Annotated in this window: 18 protein-coding genes; 1 reads left to right on the top strand and 17 read right to left on the bottom strand. The window is 34.3% G+C overall.

All coding sequences use genetic code 11. The annotated features are described in order from the left end of the window. Positions 1–2 precede the first annotated feature (2 nt). Complete coding sequence (locus EQG68_RS00945) at positions 3–365, bottom strand: BlaI/MecI/CopY family transcriptional regulator (protein ID WP_129462916.1); 363 nt, start codon at positions 363–365, stop codon at positions 3–5. A 111-nt stretch (positions 366–476) separates the two neighbouring features. Here EQG68_RS00945 and EQG68_RS00950 point away from each other — a divergent pair, with 111 nt between their 5' ends. Continuing rightward, on the top strand, positions 477–977 hold the full coding sequence (locus tag EQG68_RS00950; RefSeq protein WP_129462917.1) for a DUF456 domain-containing protein: 501 nt from the start codon (positions 477–479) through the stop codon (positions 975–977). A 248-nt stretch (positions 978–1,225) separates the two neighbouring features. On the opposite strand, the gene EQG68_RS00955 is transcribed toward EQG68_RS00950, so the two are convergent. From EQG68_RS00955 to EQG68_RS01020, 16 genes are all read right to left on the bottom strand, one after another. Then, entirely contained in the window at positions 1,226–4,276 is a 3,051-nt protein-coding gene (locus EQG68_RS00955; RefSeq protein WP_129462918.1) for a DUF7619 domain-containing protein, read from the bottom strand. Positions 4,277–4,380: 104 nt separating this feature from the next. Continuing rightward, positions 4,381–6,675 carry a DUF7619 domain-containing protein gene (locus EQG68_RS00960; RefSeq protein WP_129462919.1) on the bottom strand — a complete coding sequence of 765 codons (2,295 nt, stop codon included), beginning with the start codon at positions 6,673–6,675 and terminating at the stop codon, positions 4,381–4,383. 79 nt (positions 6,676–6,754) lie between these two features. Continuing rightward, positions 6,755–7,975: a BaiN/RdsA family NAD(P)/FAD-dependent oxidoreductase gene (locus tag EQG68_RS00965; RefSeq protein WP_394343598.1), complete on the bottom strand. Its 1,221-nt coding sequence runs from the start codon at positions 7,973–7,975 to the stop codon at positions 6,755–6,757. After that, positions 7,975–8,724 carry a glycerophosphodiester phosphodiesterase gene (locus tag EQG68_RS00970; protein WP_129462921.1) on the bottom strand — a complete coding sequence of 250 codons (750 nt, stop codon included), beginning with the start codon at positions 8,722–8,724 and terminating at the stop codon, positions 7,975–7,977. The genes EQG68_RS00965 and EQG68_RS00970 overlap by 1 nt, the downstream gene beginning before the upstream one ends. Positions 8,725–8,857: 133 nt before the next feature. Then, positions 8,858–12,562: a BamA/TamA family outer membrane protein gene (locus EQG68_RS00975; RefSeq protein ID WP_129462922.1), complete on the bottom strand. Its 3,705-nt coding sequence runs from the start codon at positions 12,560–12,562 to the stop codon at positions 8,858–8,860. Positions 12,563–12,768: 206 nt separating this feature from the next. Next, complete coding sequence (locus EQG68_RS15365) at positions 12,769–12,879, bottom strand: IS1/IS1595 family N-terminal zinc-binding domain-containing protein (protein WP_449404217.1); 111 nt, start codon at positions 12,877–12,879, stop codon at positions 12,769–12,771. A 152-nt stretch (positions 12,880–13,031) separates the two neighbouring features. Beyond that, positions 13,032–13,523, bottom strand: coding sequence for a hypothetical protein (locus EQG68_RS00980; protein WP_129462923.1), 492 nt, complete (start codon positions 13,521–13,523; stop codon positions 13,032–13,034). A 3-nt stretch (positions 13,524–13,526) separates the two neighbouring features. Then, on the bottom strand, positions 13,527–15,200 hold the full coding sequence (locus EQG68_RS00985; protein WP_246011593.1) for an RHS repeat domain-containing protein: 1,674 nt from the start codon (positions 15,198–15,200) through the stop codon (positions 13,527–13,529). Positions 15,201–15,590: 390 nt separating this feature from the next. Further along, on the bottom strand, positions 15,591–16,085 hold the full coding sequence (locus EQG68_RS00990) for a hypothetical protein (RefSeq protein WP_129462925.1): 495 nt from the start codon (positions 16,083–16,085) through the stop codon (positions 15,591–15,593). A gap of 15 nt (positions 16,086–16,100) precedes the next feature. Continuing rightward, complete coding sequence (locus EQG68_RS00995) at positions 16,101–16,646, bottom strand: hypothetical protein (protein WP_129462926.1); 546 nt, start codon at positions 16,644–16,646, stop codon at positions 16,101–16,103. 32 nt (positions 16,647–16,678) lie between these two features. Further along, positions 16,679–17,686 (bottom strand): IS110 family transposase, encoded by a 1,008-nt coding sequence (locus EQG68_RS01000; RefSeq protein WP_129462927.1) that lies wholly within the window; start codon positions 17,684–17,686, stop codon positions 16,679–16,681. Between the two features lie 242 nt (positions 17,687–17,928). Then, complete coding sequence (locus tag EQG68_RS15330) at positions 17,929–18,123, bottom strand: hypothetical protein (RefSeq protein ID WP_317125505.1); 195 nt, start codon at positions 18,121–18,123, stop codon at positions 17,929–17,931. A 6-nt stretch (positions 18,124–18,129) separates the two neighbouring features. After that, positions 18,130–18,531 carry a transposase gene (locus tag EQG68_RS01005; protein WP_317125506.1) on the bottom strand — a complete coding sequence of 134 codons (402 nt, stop codon included), beginning with the start codon at positions 18,529–18,531 and terminating at the stop codon, positions 18,130–18,132. A 266-nt stretch (positions 18,532–18,797) separates the two neighbouring features. Further along, on the bottom strand, positions 18,798–20,447 hold the full coding sequence (locus EQG68_RS01010; protein ID WP_129462928.1) for an alpha-amylase family glycosyl hydrolase: 1,650 nt from the start codon (positions 20,445–20,447) through the stop codon (positions 18,798–18,800). Beyond that, on the bottom strand, positions 20,447–22,843 hold the full coding sequence (locus tag EQG68_RS01015) for a TIM-barrel domain-containing protein (protein WP_129462929.1): 2,397 nt from the start codon (positions 22,841–22,843) through the stop codon (positions 20,447–20,449). Before EQG68_RS01015 ends, EQG68_RS01010 begins: the two co-directional genes overlap by 1 nt. Positions 22,844–22,846: 3 nt before the next feature. Further along, positions 22,847–24,709, bottom strand: a complete 1,863-nt coding sequence (locus EQG68_RS01020) for a glycoside hydrolase family 13 protein (protein ID WP_129462930.1) — start codon at positions 24,707–24,709, stop codon at positions 22,847–22,849. Positions 24,710–24,732 lie beyond the last annotated feature (23 nt).

Here is a 24,732-nt window from a genome sequence, read left to right on the forward strand (position 1 = left end):
AATTATTTATTTTTAGTATTTACTTCCTTTAAAATCTCTTCTAATTCAGACAAACTCATATCGTTTTTCTTCATAAAAAAAGAAACCATACTTTTAAACGATCCTTGAAAATAACCATCAACTAATTTGTTTATTGATTCGTTGCTATAATCAGTTTTCTTCACAATCGGAAAATATAAATAACCCTTTCCGTCTTGTTCATGGTTCACAAAGCCTTTGTTTTCCAAAATTCTAACTATGGTAGAAACCGTGTTATAAGCTGGTTTTGGTTCGGACAAATGCTCAATAATTTCTTTTACAGAGGTTTTTTCTAACTTCCACAAAACGTGCATAATTTCCTCTTCGGCTTTCGTTAATTGTTTCATTTTTTGAACTAATTTTTTAGTTGAATAAAGCAAATATATAAACTAAATCTTTAGTTTCAACTAATTTTTTAGTTTTATTTTTAATAAACAATAAATTTATACCTTTGATTCATGGATTTAACACTTTTACTCATCGCATTCATTTTAATGCTTGTTGGCATTCTTGGCAGTTTTTTGCCTGTTTTACCCGGACCACCCATCAGTTGGGTGGGACTTTTGTTGTTGTATTTAACCAAAGCCGTTCCTATGAATTACACTGTTCTAGGCATCACTTTGTTTGTTGCCATAGTGGTAGGCGTTCTCGATTACATCATTCCTGCCAAAGGAACAAAGCGTTTTGGCGGCAGCAAATACGGCATCTGGGGAACGAACATTGGCTTGATTGTTGGTATTTTGGCTCCCATTCCATTGGGTTTTATCATCGGGCCGTTTGTAGGTGCGTTTGTGGGTGAATTGATGAATGATTCCAAAGATTCACAAAAAGCATTCAAAGCCGCAACCGGTTCATTCATTGGGTTTTTGGCGTCTACGTTTATAAAATTTGTGGTTTCAATGGTGTTTTTCGGTCTTTTTCTTTTAAAAGTTTGGGAATACCGAAGTGAATTATTTTAATTTTTTGGGCCTTATCGGGCTTTTCGCTCCAAGTCCTCACAAAAAACACAATTTTCTATAAACCAAAAAGAGCTTCTGTTGGTCGCTTTTTTGGTTCAAGAAAATTAGCGTTTTTTTGCTCCGGGCTTTCCGTTTCAATCCCGGGCAGGGGAGGAGTGCTTTAAAGTAAATTTGAGATAGCCACAAAATCATCCATAGAAAAAGGGCAAAATTGCTTTCACCCTTTGATTATAAATGATTTATTGATATTATTGTTTAATCACTTTATTCACTAATTTCTGATTCGAAGCGGTAATCACTTCTACCATATAAACACCTTGGTGTAAATTAGAAAAATCAACAGCAGTGGCATTGACTTCCAATTTATTTTTATAATAAACCCTTTTTCCAACCACATCATACACCGAAATTTCGGAAATTGTATCGCTTCCATTCAGTTGAACTTGAAGTCTGTCTTTTGTTGGGTTTGGAGAAAGTACAACCGTTGAATTAGTAAAATCAGGTGTGCTTAAGTTTTCTACAAATTCGGTTTCAAACGTATTGGTCACAATCACCGGATTAAAGTCAAAGTAGATGTCAGCCGTATTGGGAATGATATCGCCTACTGCAATACCTTGATTTGGCTTAATTTTAAAATGTACAAATCCGATACTGGCATTTTCATTTACAATTTGTGGTACTAATTGAATATTGTCAAATTTCCAAATCAATTCATTACTAATGCGTTCTAAAATATACGGATGACTGGCTGCAATCATTCGCAAACTTTCCGGATTCAATTGAGCATCCAACACATCTTCTAGGCGAACAAAAGTAGCATTGGTGGTTCCTGTATTTTGAAAACGAATGGTGTAATACAAATAATCATCCTCCGTAAAATCAGCTAATGCAATTTTATCACCATGTGACTCATTTTTTTCATTCGGGTCATATGAAGCCACAATTGGTTTTGTTTGCGAAGCAGTGTTGTTATTTGGATTAGCATCCGTAGTTAAACTGGAAATCGAAACAAAATTAGTTGCCAAATCTCCAATAGCAACCGTAGGAATAGGTGGCACACTCATCGTTACAGTAATTGATCTTGTTTCAGATGGCATTAAATCTGTATAATCAAATGTAAATCCGGTGGGTAGATTCGTTGTTCCTCCAACCGAAATGTTGCTGATGGTTAAAGCAGGATCTTTCTCAAAACTTAATGTGCCGGATGCCGGAGCAATACCGTTGTTGGTATAATAAATTGTATTGATATAATTAAATCCTGCTGCCGGTTGGTTGGTTGCTACCAAGGAAACTGTAACATCATTGTAGGGGGTTGTGTTTACGATAGGAATATAATAGACATTAGATTCTGTTTGAGAAAAGACAACATCCTCAAAACTGATAGGTTCTGCATAAAAACCTGCAAACTCAGAGTAAATGGAATAATTAAAATCATAGGTGTCGGTTTCGTTTTCAGGGAAAATATAAAACACGCCGTTGTGCGATGTGGCAGAAACCGTTTCACCTGAATTATTCAGTTGATAATTCAAATTACCATTTAAAAAGTTGGGTTCGCCGGCATCTTTAATTCCATTGTTATTTGAATCTAAAAAGGTAATAAGTTGGATATTTTCTCTACATTGGTTGCCTAAAGCCAAACTTCCACCTTCAATAAAAACGGCCGAATCAAAAGAAGTATCTTGATAATCACCAACAGAAAGTTTTAATGAATAGGTATGATTAGGAATAACCGATGCAATCGCAGTCATAGGCATGGTATAACCTCTCATGTTCAAGCTGCTATTTGGGTTATTTACATTATACGTGCTGAAAAATTGTGGGTTAACAGACGGACAGTTTACATTGTGAATAATATCCCTTATAGTGGTCACAGAAACAGGTGTGGTTGTACCGGGAACAATTGCAATATTCGTTACTTCGTTTGTTGTTAAATCGGTTAAAATAAATCCAAATACATCTGAATATTGACATTGGTATTGACCGTACTCATTGGAGGCAAAAATAAAGTTGAAACTTAAAATATTGGAGGTTGGAGTGATATCAAACTTCACAAAAGACACGTCATTTATTGTGCCCGTCTGTCCCGTTAATTGCATGATGGCATTTAATTGTGGGTCGCCCGCTTGAGAGCAAGTTGTTGATAAAGAATTGGCATTGTATGGTCCTTCTGTAAAGATTGCTTGTCCACTTCTTATGATCATTCCTTGTTCAAAAGGAAAGTCACTATCGTTTCCATTAAAATAGCCCACACCACAAGGGCCCTGGGTTACCACATTTTCAATTACGCCACAACTGGAATTTAAAATAATATTTTTTAATAGTTGTTCCGGTGAAAAAGAAGTGGTGTTTACACTAATATATGGGGTTACCGTTGAACCACAAGTAGCCGTAGTAAATGTGAATCCTTCTGACCAATCTGTTGCGGTTTGATTTTCACAAAGTGTGCGAACGTAAAAAGTATATCCGGTTTCACATGTAAGGGCTGTAATAGTGTAGGGATTAGAATTAATGATAAAACCTTGCGAACTTGGGTTGGGTTCAGGAGAACCTTCCGGAAGTATAATAATTTCATTTAAAGTAGCGGGCGAGGATTGATTTACCCAAGATAAAACGGCTCCTGTTTCAAAAACGCTGGTTACATTCAAATTGATGGGTGTTTCACAACTAGTGGAACAATTTTCTACAAATAAAAAGAATTCTCCACCCCAAAAACAACCGGTAATTAAATTTTCAATGCGGATGTAAATGATTTGGTTAGGAGATGTGTTGGTATAAGTATAACCAATTGGATTAGATTGGGTTTCCATGTCCGATTGAGTTTCGTAAAACTGCACTAACATTGAGTTTGGCGTTGCATTGTTGACTTGATAAATAATCTGCACAGCTTCGTTAAAATCAAAAGTTGCAATTCCGTCATTATTATCATCACAAGCAGTCGCTACTTCTGTACCTAAAGAAGGAAGAGGATTTACTTGTAGTGAAAATGAATTAATGGTCACCTCTGAAGTCGAATTATTTACAAATGAGACCCAAATTAGTTGTGGATTAGTACTGTTCGCATAACTGGTTGGATTTGGTATTGCATTCACATTTGCTATAGCATTCGTTTGGCTTAAATAGAATGCCGTGGTAAAATCATTTGGATTTTGGCCTCCTAATAAACCCGGAATAACCGTTGTTAAATCAAATGTTTGAGTGCCGTTATATTCAGTGTCACACGCTGTCAATTGAATTTGTGCTTGTGTTCCGAAGACAAAGAATAAAAGAAAAAATGTCAGAGAAAGTAGTTTTGTTTTCATTTTTGAATGATTAGGTAATCAAAAGTAATTGATTTTTAGGTAATTGTAATTAACTGAATGAGAATATTTTGTGTTTGAATAAAATTCAGAATTCAGTGAGATTTTTATTGTTTAATAATTTTATTGACTAGTTTTTGATTTGATGTCGTAATCACCTCCACCAAATAAATTCCATGATTAAAACTTGAAACATCAACCGAATTTGAGTTTAAGTTCAAATTTTCTTTGTAATAAATTCTTTTTCCAACCATATCAAAAATCGAAATTCGTTGAATTGAATCATTTCCATTTAGTTGAATTTGAAAAGAATCTTTCACTGGATTTGGATACAAAACCATTGTAGAAACAGAAAAATCCGCAAGCGATAAATTTTCTACGAACTCAGTTTCTGAGGTATTGGTTATAATAGGCGGATTATAATCAAAATAAATTTCTGCTGTATTTTCAATCACATCACCAATTTCAAATCCCGGTTTTGGTTTGATTTTAAAGTGAACAAAACCTTGGCTTAATTGAGCATTTTCTATAGTTGGTGGTAAATCAATGTCGAAGAAATTCCAAACCAATTGATTTTCTGTTTTTCTCACATTATATTGATGACTTGCATTTAGCATTTCAAACGTTGTTTCATCTAAACCGTTTTCTAATGTATCTTCAATTCGAATGAATTCTGCAACGGCTGTTCCGGTATTTTCAAAACGAATAGTGTAGTATAGATAATCGTTTTCGGTAAAGTCTGCTAAAACAATTTTTCCACCATGCGATTCATTTTTGTCATTCGGATCATAGGAACCAATTACAACTTGGGATAAAGCGAAGGTATTATTAGTTAAGTTGACCTCATTTTCAATCACTTCAACAGAAACCGAATTGGTTAAAACATCACCTAAATTTACACTTGGTATAGTTGGCACTTGCATCGTAACAGTTATATAACGACTTTCAAATGGAGCCAAATCCCAATAGCTGTAATCAAATCCAGTAGCAGTTGGAACAACACTAATTTCAGATATACCTAGTATAGTAACATTATTATCTTTTGTAAAACTTATATTTCCAAAAGGAACACTAGTATAACTATTGTTATTTATGACTATGGTATTTGTATAAGTGAATCCGGTTCTTGGCTGAGAATTTCCTATTAGTGTAACACTTACATCGGAATATGGTTGAATGGATGTGACTGGGAAATAGTACGTTGATGAGCCACTTCCTTCAGGAGCAGTAATATCTGAATATGATGTGGTTGATGAAAAATAAGCCGATAAAGCATTATTTACTTCAAAACTAATGTCGTAATTGTTATCAGGATTAGGTTCAAAAATTGTGAAATTACCATTTACGGAATTTCCATAAATAGTTTCGCCAGAATCATTTATTTCATAAACAAACGAACCGCTATTGAATAGTATTTCATCTTCTTCTTTTATACCATTATTATTTTCGTCCACAAAAGCAATTAAATTTAATTGTTCTGGACATTGACCGTTATTGGTGCAATCCATTAAACAGAAATTCAAAGGTTGAGACCAACTACTTGCTTCAAAACCTGTTTGTCCAGAAATGCAAACTGAGCGAATGAAAAATGAATAGCAAGTATTTTCAGCCAATCCAGTTAAGGTAAATGAAGAAGTTTGAGATGTAATAAAATCTGAATTACTTGGTTCATTTCCAAATGGCAAAACTGCAATTTGCCATGAAGTTGAATTTTCTGTAGCAGACCAACTTAATGTTAGTGAGGTTGATGTTAAGTTTGTTATTGACAAATCAGATGGAGGTAAACAGTTAGGCTCACAATTATTAGTATTTAATGTTAAAGTGTTAATAGAAATACATCCATTTTGTAATGATCTAACTCTAACATACAAGGTTTGAATTGGAAAGGCTATTGGTACATAGTTTGTAGGTTCGGTTATAGGGTTTGTATCGGATTGAGCATCAGATAAACTTTCATGAAGACTTAAAATAAAATAAATTCCTGTTAATTCAGGATAAGGTTCTAATAAATTGTAAATTGCCAATTCAAAAGGGTCACACCAAAAAAGCTCTGAGGGAGTAAGATTTGGTGATTCAAGTACAATAAGGGCAAAAGATGTATACTCAATTTCACTGGTTTCATTATTTTCTACTCTTACATAAATTGTTTGAGAGTTAACACTAAAGAATGCATAGGGATTTGTTATTGCAGAAGTATTATTTTCTGCATCTGAAAGTGTTTCATGATAAGTTACAACATAATTGTTAGGATTAGAAACAGAACTCAAAATGATTGATTGATTAACTGTTAAGTTAAATATTGTGGCTCCATTTTGTTCACATTCGAATAAATCAGGTGGCGTAGTGATTTGAGCAAAAAAAGAATTCGACATCAGGAGAAGCAGAAGTAAAGTTTTTTTCATTGTATTGGTTTTGGTTAATCAAATATAATTGATTTATAGGTAATTGTGATTGTCTGATTGAGAATTCTTTGCTTTTGAATTAGAATTTATTGATACTTTCACTCACTATAAACCCACACGTCCATGCATTTTGAAAATTAAATCCGCCCGTAATCGCATCAATGTTGAGAATTTCTCCGGCAAAATAGACGTTGGGAAGTAGTTTGCTTTCCATTGTTTTGAAATTAATTTCTTTTAAATCAATTCCGCCGGCGGTCACAAATTCTTCTTTAAATATACTTTTTCCATTCACTTGAAATTGGCCATTAGTCAATTGCAAAGCCAAATTTTGAAGCTGTTTTTTAGATAAATCGGCCCACTTGGTTTCTAATGAAATTTCAGAAGCCAAAACCAAACTTTCCCACAATCGGTTGGGGAAATCAAAAGGTGATTTTTTGCCCACTACTTTTTTGGCGTGTTCCAATTTAAGTTCTTTCAACTGGTTTTCGGTTTCTTCCAAAGTAGCATCGTTCAACCAATTGACTTCCAAAATAAACTGATAATTTTTATCAAACAATTCACGTGCTCCCCAAGCGGAAAGTCGCAAAATTCCCGGTCCGCTCATTCCCCAATGGGTAATCAAAAGTGGTCCTGAAGCCGAAAGTTTTGAGTCTTTTACTTTTACTGAAGCAAAAGCTGAAACCCCCATCAAATCCTTAATTCGTTTGTCTTTGATGTTAAAAGTAAATAATGAAGGAACTGGAGGAATAATCGTATGACCGAGTTTTTCAAGCATTTCCCAAATTTTAGGATTGCTCCCGGTGGTCATCACTAAATTTTCACAACGAAACGTTTGCTGATTGGTTTCCACTTTCCAACTATCCTCTGAACGGAAAATGGATTGCACACTTTGTCCGGTGAGTATGTCTATTTTATGTTTTTTAGTAGTATTTAAAAAACAATCAATAATGGTTTGGGATGAATCGGAAACGGGAAACATTCTGCCGTCTTCTTCAATTTTTAATTCCACCCCATGTTTTTCAAACCATTCAATCGTGTCTCCGGAACAAAATTGATGAAAAGGGCCGCGTAATTCTTTTTCGCCACGCGGATAAAATTTCACTAAATCATTCGGAACAAAACACGCATGTGTTACATTGCATCTTCCGCCACCGGAGACGCGTACTTTTGTGAGCACTTCCTTACCGCGTTCTAAAATCGCAATTTTTAATCCCGAAGCTTCGGGAGAATTTTTTTCGGCGATGTTGATAGCCGTAAAAAAACCGGCTGCTCCACCACCTACAATCAGTACATCATACATCAATGTAATCTTTCGGGGAAATTACAAAAAATTCCATCTACTCCCAATTCGGTTACTGATTTTATGTCTTTTGGTTCGTTTACGGTATAGGTGTAAATCTGAAAACCTTCGTCGTGAAGTTGTTGCGTATTTTCAATCGTTAAGGTTTTCCACCACGGATTGATAGCTACAGCTTTTAATTTTTTCCCGATTGCAATGGCGTCTAAAGGATTTTCTTCCGTTAATATTGCAATAGGAATTTGATTGTCTAATTTTCTCAAAGTTGCTAATTCATCCCATAAAAAACTGGAAATCACAAAATCTTCTTTTTTCCAACCTTTTTGAAAGTACTTTTCAAGTAGAGCTAATGTTGGTTTTGCAGTATTTTTTCCTTTTAATTCGAGGTTTAAAACAACTAATCGGTCAATTGTTTCGATTATTTCATCTAAGGTTGGAATGGGGTGATTTCCTTTCACTACCACTTTTTGTAATTCTTCTAAGGTGAAATCTTCTATTTTTCCGGAAGTATCAGTAAGGGAATCCAACATTTCATCGTGAAAAACGACTAATTCGCCACTTTTTATCAAAAAAACATCAATTTCAATCATATCAACATTGAGCTCTAATGCTTTTTTTACCGAAGTAATGGTGTTTTCGGTTTCGTGACCCATGGCACCGCGATGACCTATATTCAGTGGTTTTTTCTCCATTTTAGCACAACCTTGCATAAGTAAAGCTACTAGAACAAGTAAATAAAATTTTATATTCATCGGAAAAAATTTTTCGCAAAAATGAAAAATCAAATCCAACTATTTAACAGTTATTATTAATATTAAGTAAATATTAATTTTGATAACTGATAAAACTTAGTTTTATTAACACTTGAGTACTAGTTATATAAAATTAGAAATTAAATTTCATTCCAAACGCTATTCGTCCGCCATCGCTTGAATGAAAATAGGAAATGGTGGAAGAAATAACATTACTACTGTTTAACCACAACCCAAAACCTGTTGATTGATGCCATTTAGAATTGCTTTCATTCGGAAACCAAACTCTACCATAATCAAATCCGATGAACGCCCCGTAGTTCATTGGTGCAAATGGGTTTTTAATTTGCCCAATGGCATACCGCAAATCAGAACCTTGAAAAGCCGCTGTTTTCCCTGAAAACCGATTGTCTCGAAAACCACGCAAATCATTGTCTCCTCCCAAACTAGCCGCTTGATAGAATTCGAAAGTATCACTGAAAAGCGATTTTCCTTTGAGAGTAGTCTCAAAAATCCATTGAGCGTCAGGTGTTAATCGGTAAACAAAGTTGGCAACTACTTCTGCAGAAGGGACTTGTCGGGAAAAATCTCCTAGATTCGCATTCCATTTTCCGGTAGCTTGAAAGCCCATTCCCAACGAGGGGATAAACGGATTATCATAATTTTTATATTGATACGTTAATCCCACTCCGGCAAAATTTTGGTACGAAAATACGCGATTGTCCACTACTCCTGAAGTAATAAATCGGTCTGGCGTATTCTCCACTTTATACGCTTCAAAGTTGATGCGACCGGTAATGCTCGAGCTTTTGGTTTTTTGCCACAACAGTCCGGGACTCACTTTGTAAGACGCTATTCGAACCCGATTAAAATCAAATTCATCTGCCTCGTTTTGTGTTATATTGCCAAAGCCAAAAAAGTTTTGTACAAAATTTGAACTGGTTGCTTGAGCATGAATAACCAAATCAAAATGTGAAAAAGCTCTTTTTACAATACCGGCATAACTCAATTCATACCCTTTTGTAGCGAAAAAATAATTAGCATCTGCCGTATGTTTTTGTGAATACGGATTTCCCAAATAACCTTTTTTGGTAAAATCCAATCGAACACCTAATCGAATACCGTCATCCGGGTTAAAACCAACCAGTGGAACACCGGTGAATTCGTCAAAATTTGGTTTTTTATAATTGTAGGTGTTTGTTTCGTAATCGTTTGAAAGTAAAACGGATGTTTTTTTGTCCACATTCAAAATGTTGTTGGTTTTAAAGTCGTGAATTTTAACTTTTTTTCCATTTTCAATGATATACGAATCTTGACTCAAACCACCAATCAATCTGATTTTTATGGGATTGAATTCTTTTCCTTCCATACTGAATTCATCTTTTCCTTCTAAGCCAAAAAGCCAAATTTCTTTGGTTTGTTTTTTGGTAAATGTTTTTTCAAAAACAATGTTAGCAGGTGTTTTTTTGCCGTTATAAACCACTACCGAAGTTCTGCCGTTAGACAATCGATTTATCACAAAAACATCATCTTTCATCGTACCAACTACCACTGTTTTTTTGTTTAACAATTTTTGATAGTGTTGTGCGGTTTGATTTAATTTTTTAAGGCGATTTCTCAAATACAATTTGAGTTTGGTAGTCGTTTCGTCTTGCAATTCATAAGGCAATTGTAAAAAGGCTTTGTTAATTGCATCGTTGGTTAAATTTTCCTGTATAAATTTAGCTTGTTTTGCCCATGCTTTTTCATCGATGTCCGATAAAAGAGCCAAATCCAATGCATAGACTTCTTTGTTAAATTTTTTTGCGTTTTTTGGGTTGTAGGTATACGAGTGCATTTGTCCCATAGCCGGAATACTTTTCAAAAGCCATAAAAAAGTACCGTCGTATTTTGCAAAAGCCTGATCACGGTTGAGCGGAATAGGCCGATAAATGGTTTTTCCTTTTTCTTGGTGAACGCTCCAACGCCAATTCTTCTCTTGTCTGTCCCAATCGCCGATGAGCATATCAAAAAGACGTGCTCGTAAGTAATTTTCTTGGTCTACCACATGATTTCTATCGGTTCTGATTTGATGTAACATTTCATCGGTGTCAATAATCGCAGTTGGTTTACCAAAAGAAGCCAGACTTTTTTGTGAAGAATTTACTTTTTCTGAAATATAATATAAATTGCCCCCAAAATCTTCATTATAATTGCCTAAACCATTTTGATTAGGGATATAAAATAATTTCGGTTGCGTTGAATTAATACCAATTGCAAGTGACAACTTTGATACAACTAAAGGCGTAAAAGGATGAATAGTCGTGAAATAATCCCTCAAAAAATCTTCCGAAAGAGCATTTCTATCTTGATTTTTTTGCTTTTCATTCTTATAAGCTAATGATTTAAAAAAGGAAGAAGCATCTTTTTCAAGCGGAGTCATCACAAATTCTTTTCCGTTTTTATCTTTTAGTAAAAGAGAAATCGTTGTTCCTTCGTTGTCTAATCCAATGGGTTTTAAACCGCCATACAACGTGTCTAAACTAACCGTTCGTAAGGCAATCTCCTGTTTGTAATAGTTTTTATAATGTTTTCCCCAAAGGAATTGATACACATCGCTTTTTCGACTCACCGGTTTGCCAAAAATGGATCTTTTTACAGTAGGTTCAAATTGTTTGGGATATTGCTGATGCTTTATATTTAGCTCCGGTTCTCTTATTTTTTGACGAAAAAGTAATCCTTCTTTTCGATTGGATGTGGTATAAAAGGAAACCGTAGAAGCTCCGTTTTCATACACATCGACCACAGCGTAGCCATATCCGCCATAGCTGAAATCATTAGGATTTACAGCTCTAGCCGGTGTATAATGTGCTCCAGAGCCACTGATAATTTGCTGAATACCGTCTTTGTTGATGTATTGTAAATTTTGTTCATGACCCGAAACTACGACTACGTGATTGTATTTTTGCACAATCGCTTTTATTCGGTCGGTCATTTCACGGTAGGAAGCATGTTGCAAATCATCAATTTTATAGCCGCTTGCTTTTCTGAACAGGTTATAAAAACTTCCGGCAATTGGCAACGGAATGTTCTTTTCTAATGGAAAAAGTTGTTGGTTTAGCGAATACTGACCACCATAAATCCCGTTACTCAAAAGCGGATGGTGAATGGCTAAGAGGATTGTTTTTTCCTGATTTTCTAACAAATGACTGTCGAGTTCATCAAAAAACTGTTCACGGGTTTTAAGGCTGCATCCTTTGTTGATTTCGGTGTATTCATTCCAATCTTCCAGAAACCATTGTGAGTTGATGGCGACCAATTCTACTTCGTTACTCAACGAAACAAACTCGATTCCGCACGCATTTTGAGGGATGAATTGACTTTCTTTTTTCTTGTATTTTGAAATAAAATTTTCTTGAGCCAAGAGGGAAGAAGTTGAATTTCCCCAATCGCTTTTGCCGGGAATAAAAAACACTTTCCCTTTAAATTTATCGGTTAAATTTAATTGTGTGGTAATTTTTTCCTCTGCTTTTGTTTTGTTTTGATTGAATCCGTTTAACGGAAAAATGTTGTCGCCTAAAAAAAGTGCGGTACTGTTTTTTGACGCTCTTTCCAATCGTTTTTTAAAGTTGGAAAGGGTTGGAGTGGCTCCGTCATTTTGTGTATTCGCCGCATTTCCGGTTAAAAAAACAGAATACACAATGGTGGTGGTATCAAGTGATTGGTTGTTGTAAAACGAAGTGGCTTGACTGCCCAGTTGAGTTTTGTAGGAGGTGCAGGCGGATAGAAAACCCAAAAGCAACAAAGCTATTCCGTAACAACGCAGTTTGGAAATAATTTTGAACAGAAACAACTTCATTAAAGGTTATTTTGGGTTTGTCAAATATAAGCAATTACCGATTGATTTTTCATGTTGCATAAAATCTTAGCCTTTTTGCTTTTAGTTGTAACGTTTTAATGAGGGATATCGTATTTTGTGTTGACAGAGCAGTAATTTATACTTTTGCAATAAGCCTTGTTAGAGTAAAAATCAATACATCTTGTCTGGCAATTTTTGCAATAATATTATTGCTTTCTGTTTTTTGTAAAGCCGTTTTTAATAATCTCATTGGATTTACAATTAGGACAAATTCCTGTATCACTAACTTTGCAACACGTGGTATCACTTTTCTTCATTATATTCGATTTAAGGCATTTTCAAATGTAAAAAAGGTAAGCAGTTAAGCTTACCTTTTGAGTATAAATTTTATTTAAGTATTGATTTACAAATAGTTAAGCTATGTCTTTTGATTAATCACTAACTTTGGAACAATACCTAAATTATAGAATCAATCATAAGAGAACCATTTTTTTTTGAAATCTATTAAAAAATTATTTTTATCAAATTTAAAATAATAGCTTACTCCACCATTCATTCTTCTCCAATATTCGTATTCAGACTCATTTGGTTTATTAAAATGCTCTTCTCTTTTGTAAAACACCTCGAAGATTATCATATTTTCTACTTGAAATGAATTGAAAACAATAAAATTTGAATCATTTATATTATTACTATAATTTTCGAAAGATAAATATTTTTTGTTTTTATTATCTATTTCTAAATTTTTAATCTCAAACCTATTAATATTCAATTCTATATTATTTTTAGAAAAATAAATTGAAGGTTTAATTTTTTTGTCCAAAAGGTCGAGTCCTAGAAAATAATGAAAATCAGATATAATAGATTCATTCAATATTTTAACAATAATTTCTTGATTAGCGGTATTTTGAGAAAATATCACATTAGTGTATATTAAAAATGTCAGTAATACATATTTCATAATCTAAAATTTTATAAATTTACCTTCTCTAGGATATAAAAAATTTAATTTTACCAACGCAGGTTGTTGGAGGCTTTTCATATGATTGAGTACATAATTTTTATTTTCAAGATCAAATGGTATAAAAGAGTTAAATGATAGATATGAAAGCCGTTGACCATAACTTGAGCCAAGTTCCTTCCTAATTGAATTCATTGTATTTACTATTCTACCTGTCTCACCCCATTTTACTGATTCGCTACCATGTGCCTCGCCATACAATAAATCGGTATGTAAAGCCTCATGCATGAATGTCATACCAAAACCCATAGTCTTGTTATTCAGAGCATCACTGGCACCTGAAATAAAATTATTAACTTCATTAACATCAATTTTAAAATTCAGACCTTCGCCGTTGGATCCTCCTTCATCTACTAATTTAAAGAGACCGACTTTAGGATTGTCAATCGCTTTAATCATTAATCCTCTAGCAATGCGACTTCCGATTTCTTTTCCGTCTTTATCTTTAGAAATAATTGCATTTCCATCTTTGTCTTTTTTGTATTCCAACTTTTCATCAACTATTTCATATGTTAACCCAGTTTGTTCAGACAAATCTTCAATTATCTCATCCACAATTTTAGTTTCATTCTTTTTGTCATATTCTTTAGCTGCTGATAAATCAATCTGCATACCATCAGGATCAATAAAATAAACAGGGTTGTTCATACAGTAATTATAGTTTGACCATCGTCTATATTTCTCCGCCAACGGGTCAATATTCATCCATCTACCAATAGCTGGGTCATAATTCCTCGCTCCAAAGTCGTAGAAGTTAAGCCCTAACTCGTCTTGCCACTCCTTTCCATTATACTTATAATCATAAATCGTCAGGTTAGTCGGAGTTATCTCAATACCGCCGGTGCCTGCTAACTTCTCGTAATCTTTTTTGTTCATATTATAATTTCGGTGTTTTAAACCAAAAGGATAATAGTTGTTTTCTTCTAATATAGTAAGAACGTTGGTGATCGGGTGTTTGGTATAAGTGAGTCGAACATTCCCTAAATGGTCAGTGTAATTAAAAACGTAACGATAAATGTTGTTGGTAGTCCCAAAACCGGTATCTTCATCAATCACATTCTTTACATAACCTTCGGCATGGGGAAAGAATTCTAATTTGTTATTTATATATTGAAATCCTGTTAAATAATCAGTAGTCGTAACAGTTGAGCCTTCAGTCGCCACTTTTCTAACCTTTACACCAGTAGCGTTGTAAATATAAGAAATATTTCCTGAGGTAGCAAAGGTGATTTGGGTAGGTAAATTAAGATGATTGTATTTTATAGCGGTAATGCCTTTGTTGTGGTCTGCCGTCATATTTCCATTCGCATCGTATGTATAATCATTGCCTGTATTGGTTCCGTCTTTAAAACCATTGGGGTTATTGGTATTATCTTCAACTTTTAACAGTTGATTTGGACTTATTGTGCTGTATGTATACACTAAATCATCAATTACCAAGTTTTGGTTTATATCATCATACTCCCCGTTGCGTTGCAAACTTTCGATATTTCCGTTTTTATCATAATTTATTGCTTCATTATAACTTCCTGAATTATAAATGCTTGATTCCGGTTTTCGATAATTGGCTAAGATTAGTCTATTCAGGCCATCATAACTGTAAGTATATTGTCGCATGGTATTGTCATTTGCAGTTCGCCAAAAACTTTCCGATATATTGCCATTATGCAACGCTGAACCTCCCCAACTAGGGAATAAAAGCGTATTATAATTAAGCTTAAAAGCAAACAAATCCTGTGGGTCACTGGCGGTTTGTAAATCATCGACATCATTAATGGATTTTAACCAACCTCGGATGTTGTATTGGTAGTCTACTTTTTAAAAAATTTCTTCATCACTAATTTTGAAACACGTGGTGTCACTTTTCTTCATTACATTCGATTTAAGGCATTTTCAAATGTAAAAAAGACGAACAGTATCGTTCGTCTTTTTGCATTAATTTTTGATTATATATTGATTTAAAAATGGTTAAGTTGAACTTTTTTGTTCATCACTAACTTTGGAACATTACCCCATTTGCTTAATATACTTTTTTTGAAATTCCTTTTTATTCAATCCTTTATTTTCTTTGTAAAAGGACTTAATGAAATCATAGTTAAGTTTTAAAGAAGTAGAATCTTTGGAAAGTGTTCTGCACCCTCTTAAATAATTATCAATTAAAACCAAAACATCTTGGGCTTTATTACGTGACCGAGTATAACTTGACGAACACGGGTTTGGTGTTTCAATCCAAGTTGAAGGGGTATAATCATTTTCAAATTTCAATAAATATTCAATTATTTCAATTTCGGAATTCCTAAATGCATTTACAGCATTATTATATAGTCTCGTGTCTTCCTCTACTTTTAAAGTGCTATAATCTTCTGTCTTTATCACACAATCTTTTATGTCATTATCTTTTATATAGCTTTTACTTAAATCACTAAGAATACTGTCAAACTGATTTTGAGAAAAACTACATGACAAATTCAAAAACATTATTATTCCTAATATCTTATTCATTTTAATTTAATTTTATTATTTTTTTCTAAAATATACTCTACTAAAATAAGTATTACCATCTGGAGCTGTAAAAGTAGGAGCAGTGGTTGTGCCGTAACTATTACTAATATCTCTAGGATGATGGTCGTACAAAGCGTTCCATCCCCATTTGCTTGTTACTATTATAGTATTTCCTTCTTTATCTACAGTCTTTACAACAGCAGAATGAGTTTCTTTAACCATTTGAGATTTCTCATCCCACATAAAATATATTAATCTATCTCCTACTTCATTTGGAGCATCAAAAGGTAATGGAATCCAACCTTCTAAGTCATCCATAGGACTACTATCCCATTTTGGATATCCATCTGCTAATGGTTCAGCATTTCCAGGGTCAGATGGGTCGCCCATAGAATTATGAAATGTAAAAGAGTGACAATTATAAGCGCCAGAGTTTACACTTCCGTCAATATTTAATCTAGGTGTTTCATCACCAATTTTTTGTTTTCCTTTATAAGTCTTTTTATCTATTGGTTTATCACCATCAGAATCATCATTTCCCTCACCCCACCCGCTCCGCATTCTATGATAAAAAGCAAGTAAAAATTGTTAAATTATGATGCAAATTTATACGTGTTAATATACGGCGTTTCTCTGTTTACAACAGCAAAAACTCTACTTATAATTTTACATCTGATATTATTTAAAACTAACATTGAATTTTTTCCTTCAGCTTTCTTCTTGTTATAATATTCTTTTAATTGAGGATCATACTTTAATGAAGTCATTGAACACATTTGAAGTAATGATTTCATTTTTTTGTCAGCCAAATGATTTACTTTAGTTTTCCCCCTCACGCTTGAGCCTGAACTATATTCAAAAGGAGCTACCCCTGAATAACAAGCAAATTTTCGCCATGTTTTAAAAGATTTAAATCCTTTAGTTGCAATTATAAAATAAAGAGCTGTTTGTTCTCCAATTCCCGGGACACTTTTTACTAAATTAAACTGTTTTGAAAGGGTTTCATTTTTATTGATAATTGACTTCATTTTTTTCTCAATTGCTTTCAAAGAGTTCTTTAGATTTTGGATTGTTTTACTATTTATTAATGCAATTTCTTTATAAATATCTTTAGGTATAAATCCTTTGTTTTCACTGGAGGATTTAAAAAGTAGTATTGCTTTCACTAGTTTTTCCCTTTCACTAAATAACAATTTTAATTGTTGAATTTCTTTTTCAGCAACAGAGGAAAGAGTCAACTTATCAATATTACGCAGACTATATAAAGCAATATCTTTTGCGTCATTTTTGTCATTCTTACCTCTTGAAAACCCTTTTGAACGCTTAATTTCTATAGCTGGAACAACCCAGTAATCAAATTTATTCTCTAAAAAAAAGGAACTTAATGGATAGCTATAAACACCTGTACTTTCAAAACAAAACAATGATGTTGTTGGATCAATTTCATTCTTTTGCAAATAATTTATTATTGATTTAATTCCTTTTGAGTTGTTTTCAACAATAAAATGTGCTGTTTGATTTAAAGAATTGATGTTTAGAATAACTATGTCCAATTTTGATTTAGAAACATCAATACCAACATGAAATAAATAATTTTTCATAACTTTGAATTTAGGATAAACAAAAATGTTGAACTTCTTTAGAGCCTTTATTAGATCTTAAAATCTATCATTCTATTTGAAGCAATTCAACGGATTCAAGGAGAAGGCAGAGGACTAATGCGGAGCATAGTTTTTAACTACAAACGTCTTAAGTTCACCTCTACTTTCCTTTGAATAAATTTAAACTTTTTTTATCAAATCCAAAGTAAAGGCAAATGTCTCCCGACTTTGCGGAAAATATATTATTCATAATTATTGTGTTTCAATATATCATTACTATTCAAATTACTTCTCAAAGAAATCTCTACTAACTCCACATTCACAATTCCTTTGTTATTTACATAATTTGACGCACTTGAATAAATGTAATCAGCAGCTTTTTCAACTATTCCTGCTCGAACAGGATTTAAATGGATATAGTTTATTTTTGACCACATAAATTTTTATGAGTAGATTTCTTCTGCATGATTACTTAATTGCCAAAATTGAAAATTTTTATTTCTGCCATGACTCTTTGTTGCCAATTGAAAACGTTCTAACATCCATTCTCTTCTACTTTCCGGTTCATTTTGAATTTTTTCTAAAATTGTTTTGGCTGTAAATTTTTTAAAATCACGAATTAAATCTGACAGTTTTCCATCTTTTGACTGCACAATCATATGAACATGATTTGTCATAATCACATAACTGTATAGAATCATCCCTTTATTTTTTATGCAATAATCGAAACATTCAACTATACAATCTCGATATGATTTTCTGGAAAAAACATCTATCCAGTCAACAATTGTAGCGGTTAAAAAGTGAGGCAAGTTTTGGTCTCTGATAACATATCCTTCTTTCACGGCGTGTAAATTTTAAATAAAAATAATAAAGTTTCTGACATTTCTTATTTTATTTTTGCTTTTTTAAATTCCGCAAAGTCGTGAGACATTTACTTCATCTGTTCGCTTCGCTCGGGTGCGGAGCTTTTCATAGGATATTTGTTCTGAACACTTTGCGGAGCGGACTGAATTTAGTGATTGATTTTTGATTCGGAATAAAAAGAACAAAAGCGTTTACAATCTGTTTGATTATAAACGCTTTTGATTAAGTAAAAGTATTTTTGAATTTATTTCCTCTCCAACAAAACTATCCCCATCTGACTATCAATCAAAACTTTTCCATCTTTTACAGTAGTTGAAATTCCCGAAAAAGCATCGTGAATTTCCATTCCATCTTCAAAAACTCCTGCCACATTGATTTCTTTTTTACCAAATGGTAATTCCAAACCAATTACAACTTTATCGGTAAAATCACCTTTGGTAAAGGTTCTGCTGAATGTATAAAACGGTGCTTTTGAAATTTCTTTATGCGTTCCAGCTCCAACCGCCGGATGATTCTTTCTAAATTGTCCAATTTTTTGGAAATGCGTCAATACGTTTTTCGTGTTTGCATTGGTTTTGAGGTCTTCCCAATTCATAAACGAACGTAAAGTAGCATCGCCTTGTGCTCCTTCAATCTCTAAAGAACGAGCGGTTTCATCACCATAATACACTTGCGAAATTCCGGGAGTTAACAATAATTTGGTGCCGGCATCGAAGACTTTTTCTCTCTTTTTGTCAAATGGCCAACCATCATCGTGGGATGAAACATAGTTCATGACGCTCAATCCTTTTAAATCAGAATGTAAAATAGAAGCATAATTATTGAAAAGTTCTTCATACGGCTTATTCGCATCCCCTTTAAAATCGAAATTGATGAGTGAAATAAATCCATTTTCAAAGTAGTTTACTTTTTTGTCGCCAAAATTATAAAGCTGCTTACCGCTAATACCGTACCCATATACTTCGCCAACCATAAAAAATTCATTGTCATCCAACACTTTATCCGGATGGTCTTTTTTGAATTGAGCAAAAGCATCTTTACACACTTTTCCAAAATCGGCCCACACATCTTCGGTAGTGTGTTTCACGGTATCTACGCGATACCCGTCAATGCCAAAATCGGTGATGTAGTCTGCCAACCATTTCATGATGTAATATTTCGGTGCTCTAGGGTAACCGGTACGTTTGAAAAATTCATCCAATTCGGCTACTTCTTGCTCATAACGGCCTTCTTTTTTCCATTTTTCAACTAAAGCAGGCGGCAATTCTACGTTTTCATTGCTTTCGGTTTTAACGTCAGGAAGGTTTTCTACCAACGTACAATCAATAAAGTTGCGATACGTATCATACGAACATTTTGGTCCGGTTCGCACCCAACTTTCCGGCCAAACAGGATCTAATTCGGTAACCGGTCCGGTGTGATTAATCACCGCATCCAACACAATTCGGATGCCTTTGGCGTGAGCTTTTTCAACCAATTCTTTTAAATCCTCTTTTGTGCCATAACTCGGATCGATGTTTGTCCAATCTTTGGTCCAATACCCGTGAAAACCGAACGAGTTTCCGGTTCCTTCATCCACAGAACCGTGAATTTGTTCCACAACCGGTGTCATCCAAATGGCATTAATACCCAAATCAGTAAAATACCCTTCGTCAATTTTTTGGGTTATGCCTTTGATGTCGCCTCCCATGAAATTACGAAGCACTCCGGTTTCTTTGTCTCTTGGAATAATCTTGTCGTTATCCGGATTGCCATTGTTGAATCGGTCAATTAATAAAAAATATAAATTGGCTCCTTCCCAAACAAAAGGGGTTTCAGTTTGTACGATTTCTTTTTTGGGTGAACATCCTAGAAACATAGTAGTTAGGATTAGGGTGAACAATATTTTTTTCATTATAATTTTATTTTAATATTGGATTTGTTAGACGTCATAACATAGTCAAAAGTTAGTTTTTTAGCTATTTTATCATATTGAAACTTAACTTTTATCCCATCGATCAGCACAGATTTCGGTTTTTTAGATAACAAAAAAATATGAATCATACCTTTTTTTCCCTTGGAAGGAAATAAATTACTTTCCATTGAAATGAAGAGTGATTTTTTTTCGATTTCCGTTTCGCAAGTTAGCAACTCAGGATTATTTTCTTTAGAATTATCTCCTTCATCAAAATAGAATTGGCGTTCACTTGACGTTACTTTTTCATCAAAATAAAGATGCAAATCCAAATTAGAATGTTCATAATTTTGAGTGGTTTGCACCACTTTTGTATATGGAATCAAAACACCATTTCGCACAAACGTTGGAATGTGAGCGGTAGCAACATTTATTTTTTCAGTCGAACCACCATTGTATTTTTTTGTGGAATAAATATCCGTCCAATTACTGTTTTTAGGAAAATAAATTTCTTTGGTTGTCTGATTAGCTTCCATTATCGGAAAAACTAGAAAATCTTTCCCCCATAAATACCCATCTGCTTTGGTCAATAAAGCTTCATTATCCGGTTCTTCAAAAAACAAGGGTCGCATTAACGGAATACCGGTTTGCGAATTTTCATACGCCAAACTATAATTGTAGGGAAGCATTGAATAACGCAATTCAATCGCTTTTTTAGCTAAGTTTTTCGCCCAATCACTTCTAAAAATCGGTTCTGAAGCCACATCGGATTGGGCATGCGGACGAAAGATTGGATTGAAAACGCCGTATTGCAACCAACGCACATACAATTCGTCATCTAAATTTGCACCGGCAAATCCACCTAAATCGGAATGCATGTAAGCCAAACCTTGCAAACCCATTTGCAGAGAAATTTCCACTTGACCGGAAAGTCCGCCCCACGTTCGGTTCACATCACCACTCCACGGAATCATTCCGTAACGCTGCGAACCCGAATATCCGGAACGCATTAAAATAAAAGGTCTTTGAGTTGGGAAATTATTCTGATAGCCTTCAAAAACCAATTTAGCCCAATTATGCCCGTAAATGTTGTGCACTTCGTCGGCTGTTCCGCCAAAAGTTCGAGCAGCGGCCGGAAACACTTCGGGTTCACCCAAATCGCCCCAAACACCACCAACACCTTTGTTGGCTAATTCTTTATAAATGTTCCAAAACCATTTTTTACCATCTATTCTAAAAATGTCGATGATACCGGTATTTCCAAAATAAAAATCATACGTAAAAGGATTTCCTATAGAGTCGGTAGCTAAGATTTTTTTATCCACTGCTTCTTGCCATTTTTTAGAAGTGGTCAAAATAAATGGTTCCGTTATCGGAATGGTTTTGATTCCCATTTTATTAAAATCATCCACCATTTTTTCAAAAGTGGGAAAACTATCGCGATACACTTCCAAATTTCCCATCGTGCCTTGAACTTCTTTTCCAAACCAATACAAATCTAAAATAATAGCATCTACCGGAATGTTTTCCTCTTTGAATTTTTGAATGGTTTTACGAGCTTCCGTTTCGGAATGATAACCAAAACGAGAGGAGAAATTACCCAAAGCCCAACGTGGAGGCAACGGTTGTTTACCGGTTAATTCGGTATAATTGTGAATTAAATCTTCCCACGTATTGCCCACAATCACTTGATAGGTTTTGCGACCGGAAATGGTTTCGTACTCTAAAACATTTTCTTTTTTGCTATCCAAATCCAAATAACCAATGGGAGCATTGTCAAAATGAACCATGTATTTTTGGGATGAAATCACAATTGGAATCGTAAAATTCATCAATTCTGAACGGGTTTCATAACCATAATCGGCTCGGTTATATAATGCCAATCGGTTGCCGCGACGATTCATTCCCAACACTCTTGCCCCGCCACCGTAGAGTTTTTCTGTGGAATTAATATTGAATTGAATCACTTCAGTAGAATCATAAACGATATTTCCTTTCACTTTTTCAAGCGGTTCGTGTTTGCGTTTGAAGTACCCTAATTTTTCGGAAAGAATAGTTTTGTCTTGGTGAGAATAGATAATTTGAAATGGCGACTTTATTATTTTTATGCCCAATTCATTGGTTTTCATTTCTATAAAATCGGCATTTTCCTCAATTTTAAAAGGATGGTTATTCGTTTTAAGCACCACGGCATGCGATTGCGAATTAAACTTTTCTCCATTGGGCACGAATGAAGTTTCGGCTATTTTATCATTGAAAAACTGGATAAAATAGGTTCCGTCTGTTGTTTTTAATTCTAATCTGTAACCCTTCCAAGAATGAGTAAAGTATTCCCTATTAGTGTTTTGGGAATAGCCAAGAGTAGTTAGGAATAAAAGAAAGATTATTTTTTTCATTCGTTAATTCATTTTTGTGGTAAAAAGATAAGCACCTTTTTGGTTTAAAATCAATTCGTTATCCCAAATAAATTCTTCTCCGGTGAGGATATTTTTAAATTTTTTACCTTTTAAATTTAATTCGTTATAAATGGATAAATCTACTTTTGTCGATTCATTTTTGTTTAAAAAGAAGACCACAACTTCATCATTCAACATTCTAAACAAAGTATAAACTCCGTTATTCGGAGCAAAATGCATGGTTTTTCCGTCATGAATGGCTTTACTGTTTTTGCGATAATTCAATATCTTCGTTAAAAAATCTTGTACATCTTTTTGGTCAGCTGTGAGGCCTTCTCCGGTAAAAGCATTTACTTTATCACCTTTCCATCCGCCGGGAAAATCGGTTCGGATTAAGCCGTGATCGCCTGGTTTAGCGGTGTTTTGCATTAATATTTCTGTTCCGTAATAGAATTGTGGAATTCTGGGTAGAACCAAATAGGTTGCCAAAGCCATTTTGGTGTTTTCAACATTTTCCTCCATTTGTGTAAAAATACGGTCCATGTCGTGATTGTCAGGGAAAATCATGATGTCTTTTGGAGAAGTATAATGAAAATCATTGGCTAAACCGTCGTATAGTTTGGCTAAACCTTTATCCCAGCTTTCTTTTTCTTTAATCGCTTGTGGAATCAAGGTTTGCATGGCAAAATCCATCGTAGAACGCAAGTTGGATTGGTAGCCGTCTTTATTTTTGGCTCCTTGTTGCCAATAGCCAATCAAAAGCGGATTGGTACTCCATTCTTCACCTACGATGTTAAAATTGGGATATTCTTTCATGATTGCTCCGGCCCAATTACTCATAAACACTTTATCAGGATAAGGATAGGTGTCTTGACGAATTCCTCCCAATTGAAGGGTTTCAATCCACCAAATGCTATTTTGAATGATGTATTTTGCCAAAAATGGATTGCGTTGATTCAAATCGGGCATGGTAGGAACGAACCAGCCTTCAGCCATTTCTTTTTTGTCTTTCTCAGAAGCGTATAAGTCTTGATTACTGGTTCTGCGGTGATTGGAAGTGACGTATTTTTTTTCTTTTTCATATAATTCTTGGTAATTTACCCAATCGGCAAAAGGCAAATCTTTCATCCACCAATGTTCACTACCACAATGATTGGCTACCTGATCCATGATGAGTTTCATCCCGTTTTGTTGTAATTTTCCGGCAAGATTTTTATAATCCGCTAAAGTCCCAAATCGTGGGTCAACTTGATAAAAATCGGTCATGGCATAGCCGTGATACGAACCACTTTTCATATCATTAGTCAAAACAGGAGTGGGCCAAATGGCGGTGAATCCTAAGTTTTTAATGTAATCAATACGATTGATAATACCTTGAATGTCGCCACCGTGACGTTTATAGTCGTGTGTTCTGTCCAATTCGGTTTCATTCATGGTTTTCACCACATCGTTGGCTTCATTTCCGTTGGCAAAACGATCCGGAGTGATAAGGTAGATGGCATCAGAGCTGTTGAATCCGATGAAGTCTTCAGAAGCTTTAGATTTCGGTTTTAATTCGTAAGATTGTGTTATTTTTTTGCCTTTCTCCGATTCAAAAATGATATTGAATTTTCCTGGTTTTGTGGATTCATCAATTTTTAAATCGATAAACAAATAGTTGGGACTTTTTGCTTGATGCACTTTTTCAATAGTAACACCTTCATAGGATATTTTGGGTGTAGTCTTACCTATATTGGGATGATGCACAAGCAATTGCAGGTTTTCATTTTTCAATCCAGTCCACCAGTTGGGTGGTTCAATGCGATTGACTTGAGCGTTTAGAAATGAAAATGCGAGACAAAACAGTAGCAATGAAATTTTTTTCATAATAGATTGTTTTATCTCGCAAA

The organism is Flavobacterium piscinae (assembly GCF_004122145.1).
GTDB lineage: Bacteria > Bacteroidota > Bacteroidia > Flavobacteriales > Flavobacteriaceae > Flavobacterium > Flavobacterium piscinae.

Excerpts from the sequence above, each read along its gene's own strand:
- EQG68_RS00970 (WP_129462921.1), bottom strand. The coding sequence starts at position 8,724 with ATGAATATAAAATTTTATTTACTTGTTCTAGTAGCTTTACTTATGCAA.
- EQG68_RS01020 (WP_129462930.1), bottom strand. The coding sequence starts at position 24,709 with ATGAAAAAAATTTCATTGCTACTGTTTTGTCTCGCATTTTCATTTCTA.
- EQG68_RS00990 (WP_129462925.1), bottom strand. The coding sequence starts at position 16,085 with ATGAATAAGATATTAGGAATAATAATGTTTTTGAATTTGTCATGTAGT.
- EQG68_RS00995 (WP_129462926.1), bottom strand. The coding sequence starts at position 16,646 with ATGCGGAGCGGGTGGGGTGAGGGAAATGATGATTCTGATGGTGATAAA.
- EQG68_RS00945 (WP_129462916.1), bottom strand. The coding sequence starts at position 365 with ATGAAACAATTAACGAAAGCCGAAGAGGAAATTATGCACGTTTTGTGG.
- EQG68_RS01015 (WP_129462929.1), bottom strand. The coding sequence starts at position 22,843 with ATGAAAAAAATAATCTTTCTTTTATTCCTAACTACTCTTGGCTATTCC.
- EQG68_RS01000 (WP_129462927.1), bottom strand. The coding sequence starts at position 17,686 with ATGAAAAATTATTTATTTCATGTTGGTATTGATGTTTCTAAATCAAAA.
- EQG68_RS00975 (WP_129462922.1), bottom strand. The coding sequence starts at position 12,562 with ATGAAGTTGTTTCTGTTCAAAATTATTTCCAAACTGCGTTGTTACGGA.
- EQG68_RS00965 (WP_394343598.1), bottom strand. The coding sequence starts at position 7,975 with ATGTATGATGTACTGATTGTAGGTGGTGGAGCAGCCGGTTTTTTTACG.
- EQG68_RS01010 (WP_129462928.1), bottom strand. The coding sequence starts at position 20,447 with ATGAAAAAAATATTGTTCACCCTAATCCTAACTACTATGTTTCTAGGA.
- EQG68_RS15330 (WP_317125505.1), bottom strand. The coding sequence starts at position 18,123 with ATGTGGTCAAAAATAAACTATATCCATTTAAATCCTGTTCGAGCAGGA.
- EQG68_RS00960 (WP_129462919.1), bottom strand. The coding sequence starts at position 6,675 with ATGAAAAAAACTTTACTTCTGCTTCTCCTGATGTCGAATTCTTTTTTT.
- EQG68_RS00985 (WP_246011593.1), bottom strand. The coding sequence starts at position 15,200 with ATGCGACAATATACTTACAGTTATGATGGCCTGAATAGACTAATCTTA.
- EQG68_RS15365 (WP_449404217.1), bottom strand. The coding sequence starts at position 12,879 with ATGAAGAAAAGTGATACCACGTGTTGCAAAGTTAGTGATACAGGAATT.
- EQG68_RS00955 (WP_129462918.1), bottom strand. The coding sequence starts at position 4,276 with ATGAAAACAAAACTACTTTCTCTGACATTTTTTCTTTTATTCTTTGTC.
- EQG68_RS00980 (WP_129462923.1), bottom strand. The coding sequence starts at position 13,523 with ATGAAATATGTATTACTGACATTTTTAATATACACTAATGTGATATTT.
- EQG68_RS00950 (WP_129462917.1), top strand. The coding sequence starts at position 477 with ATGGATTTAACACTTTTACTCATCGCATTCATTTTAATGCTTGTTGGC.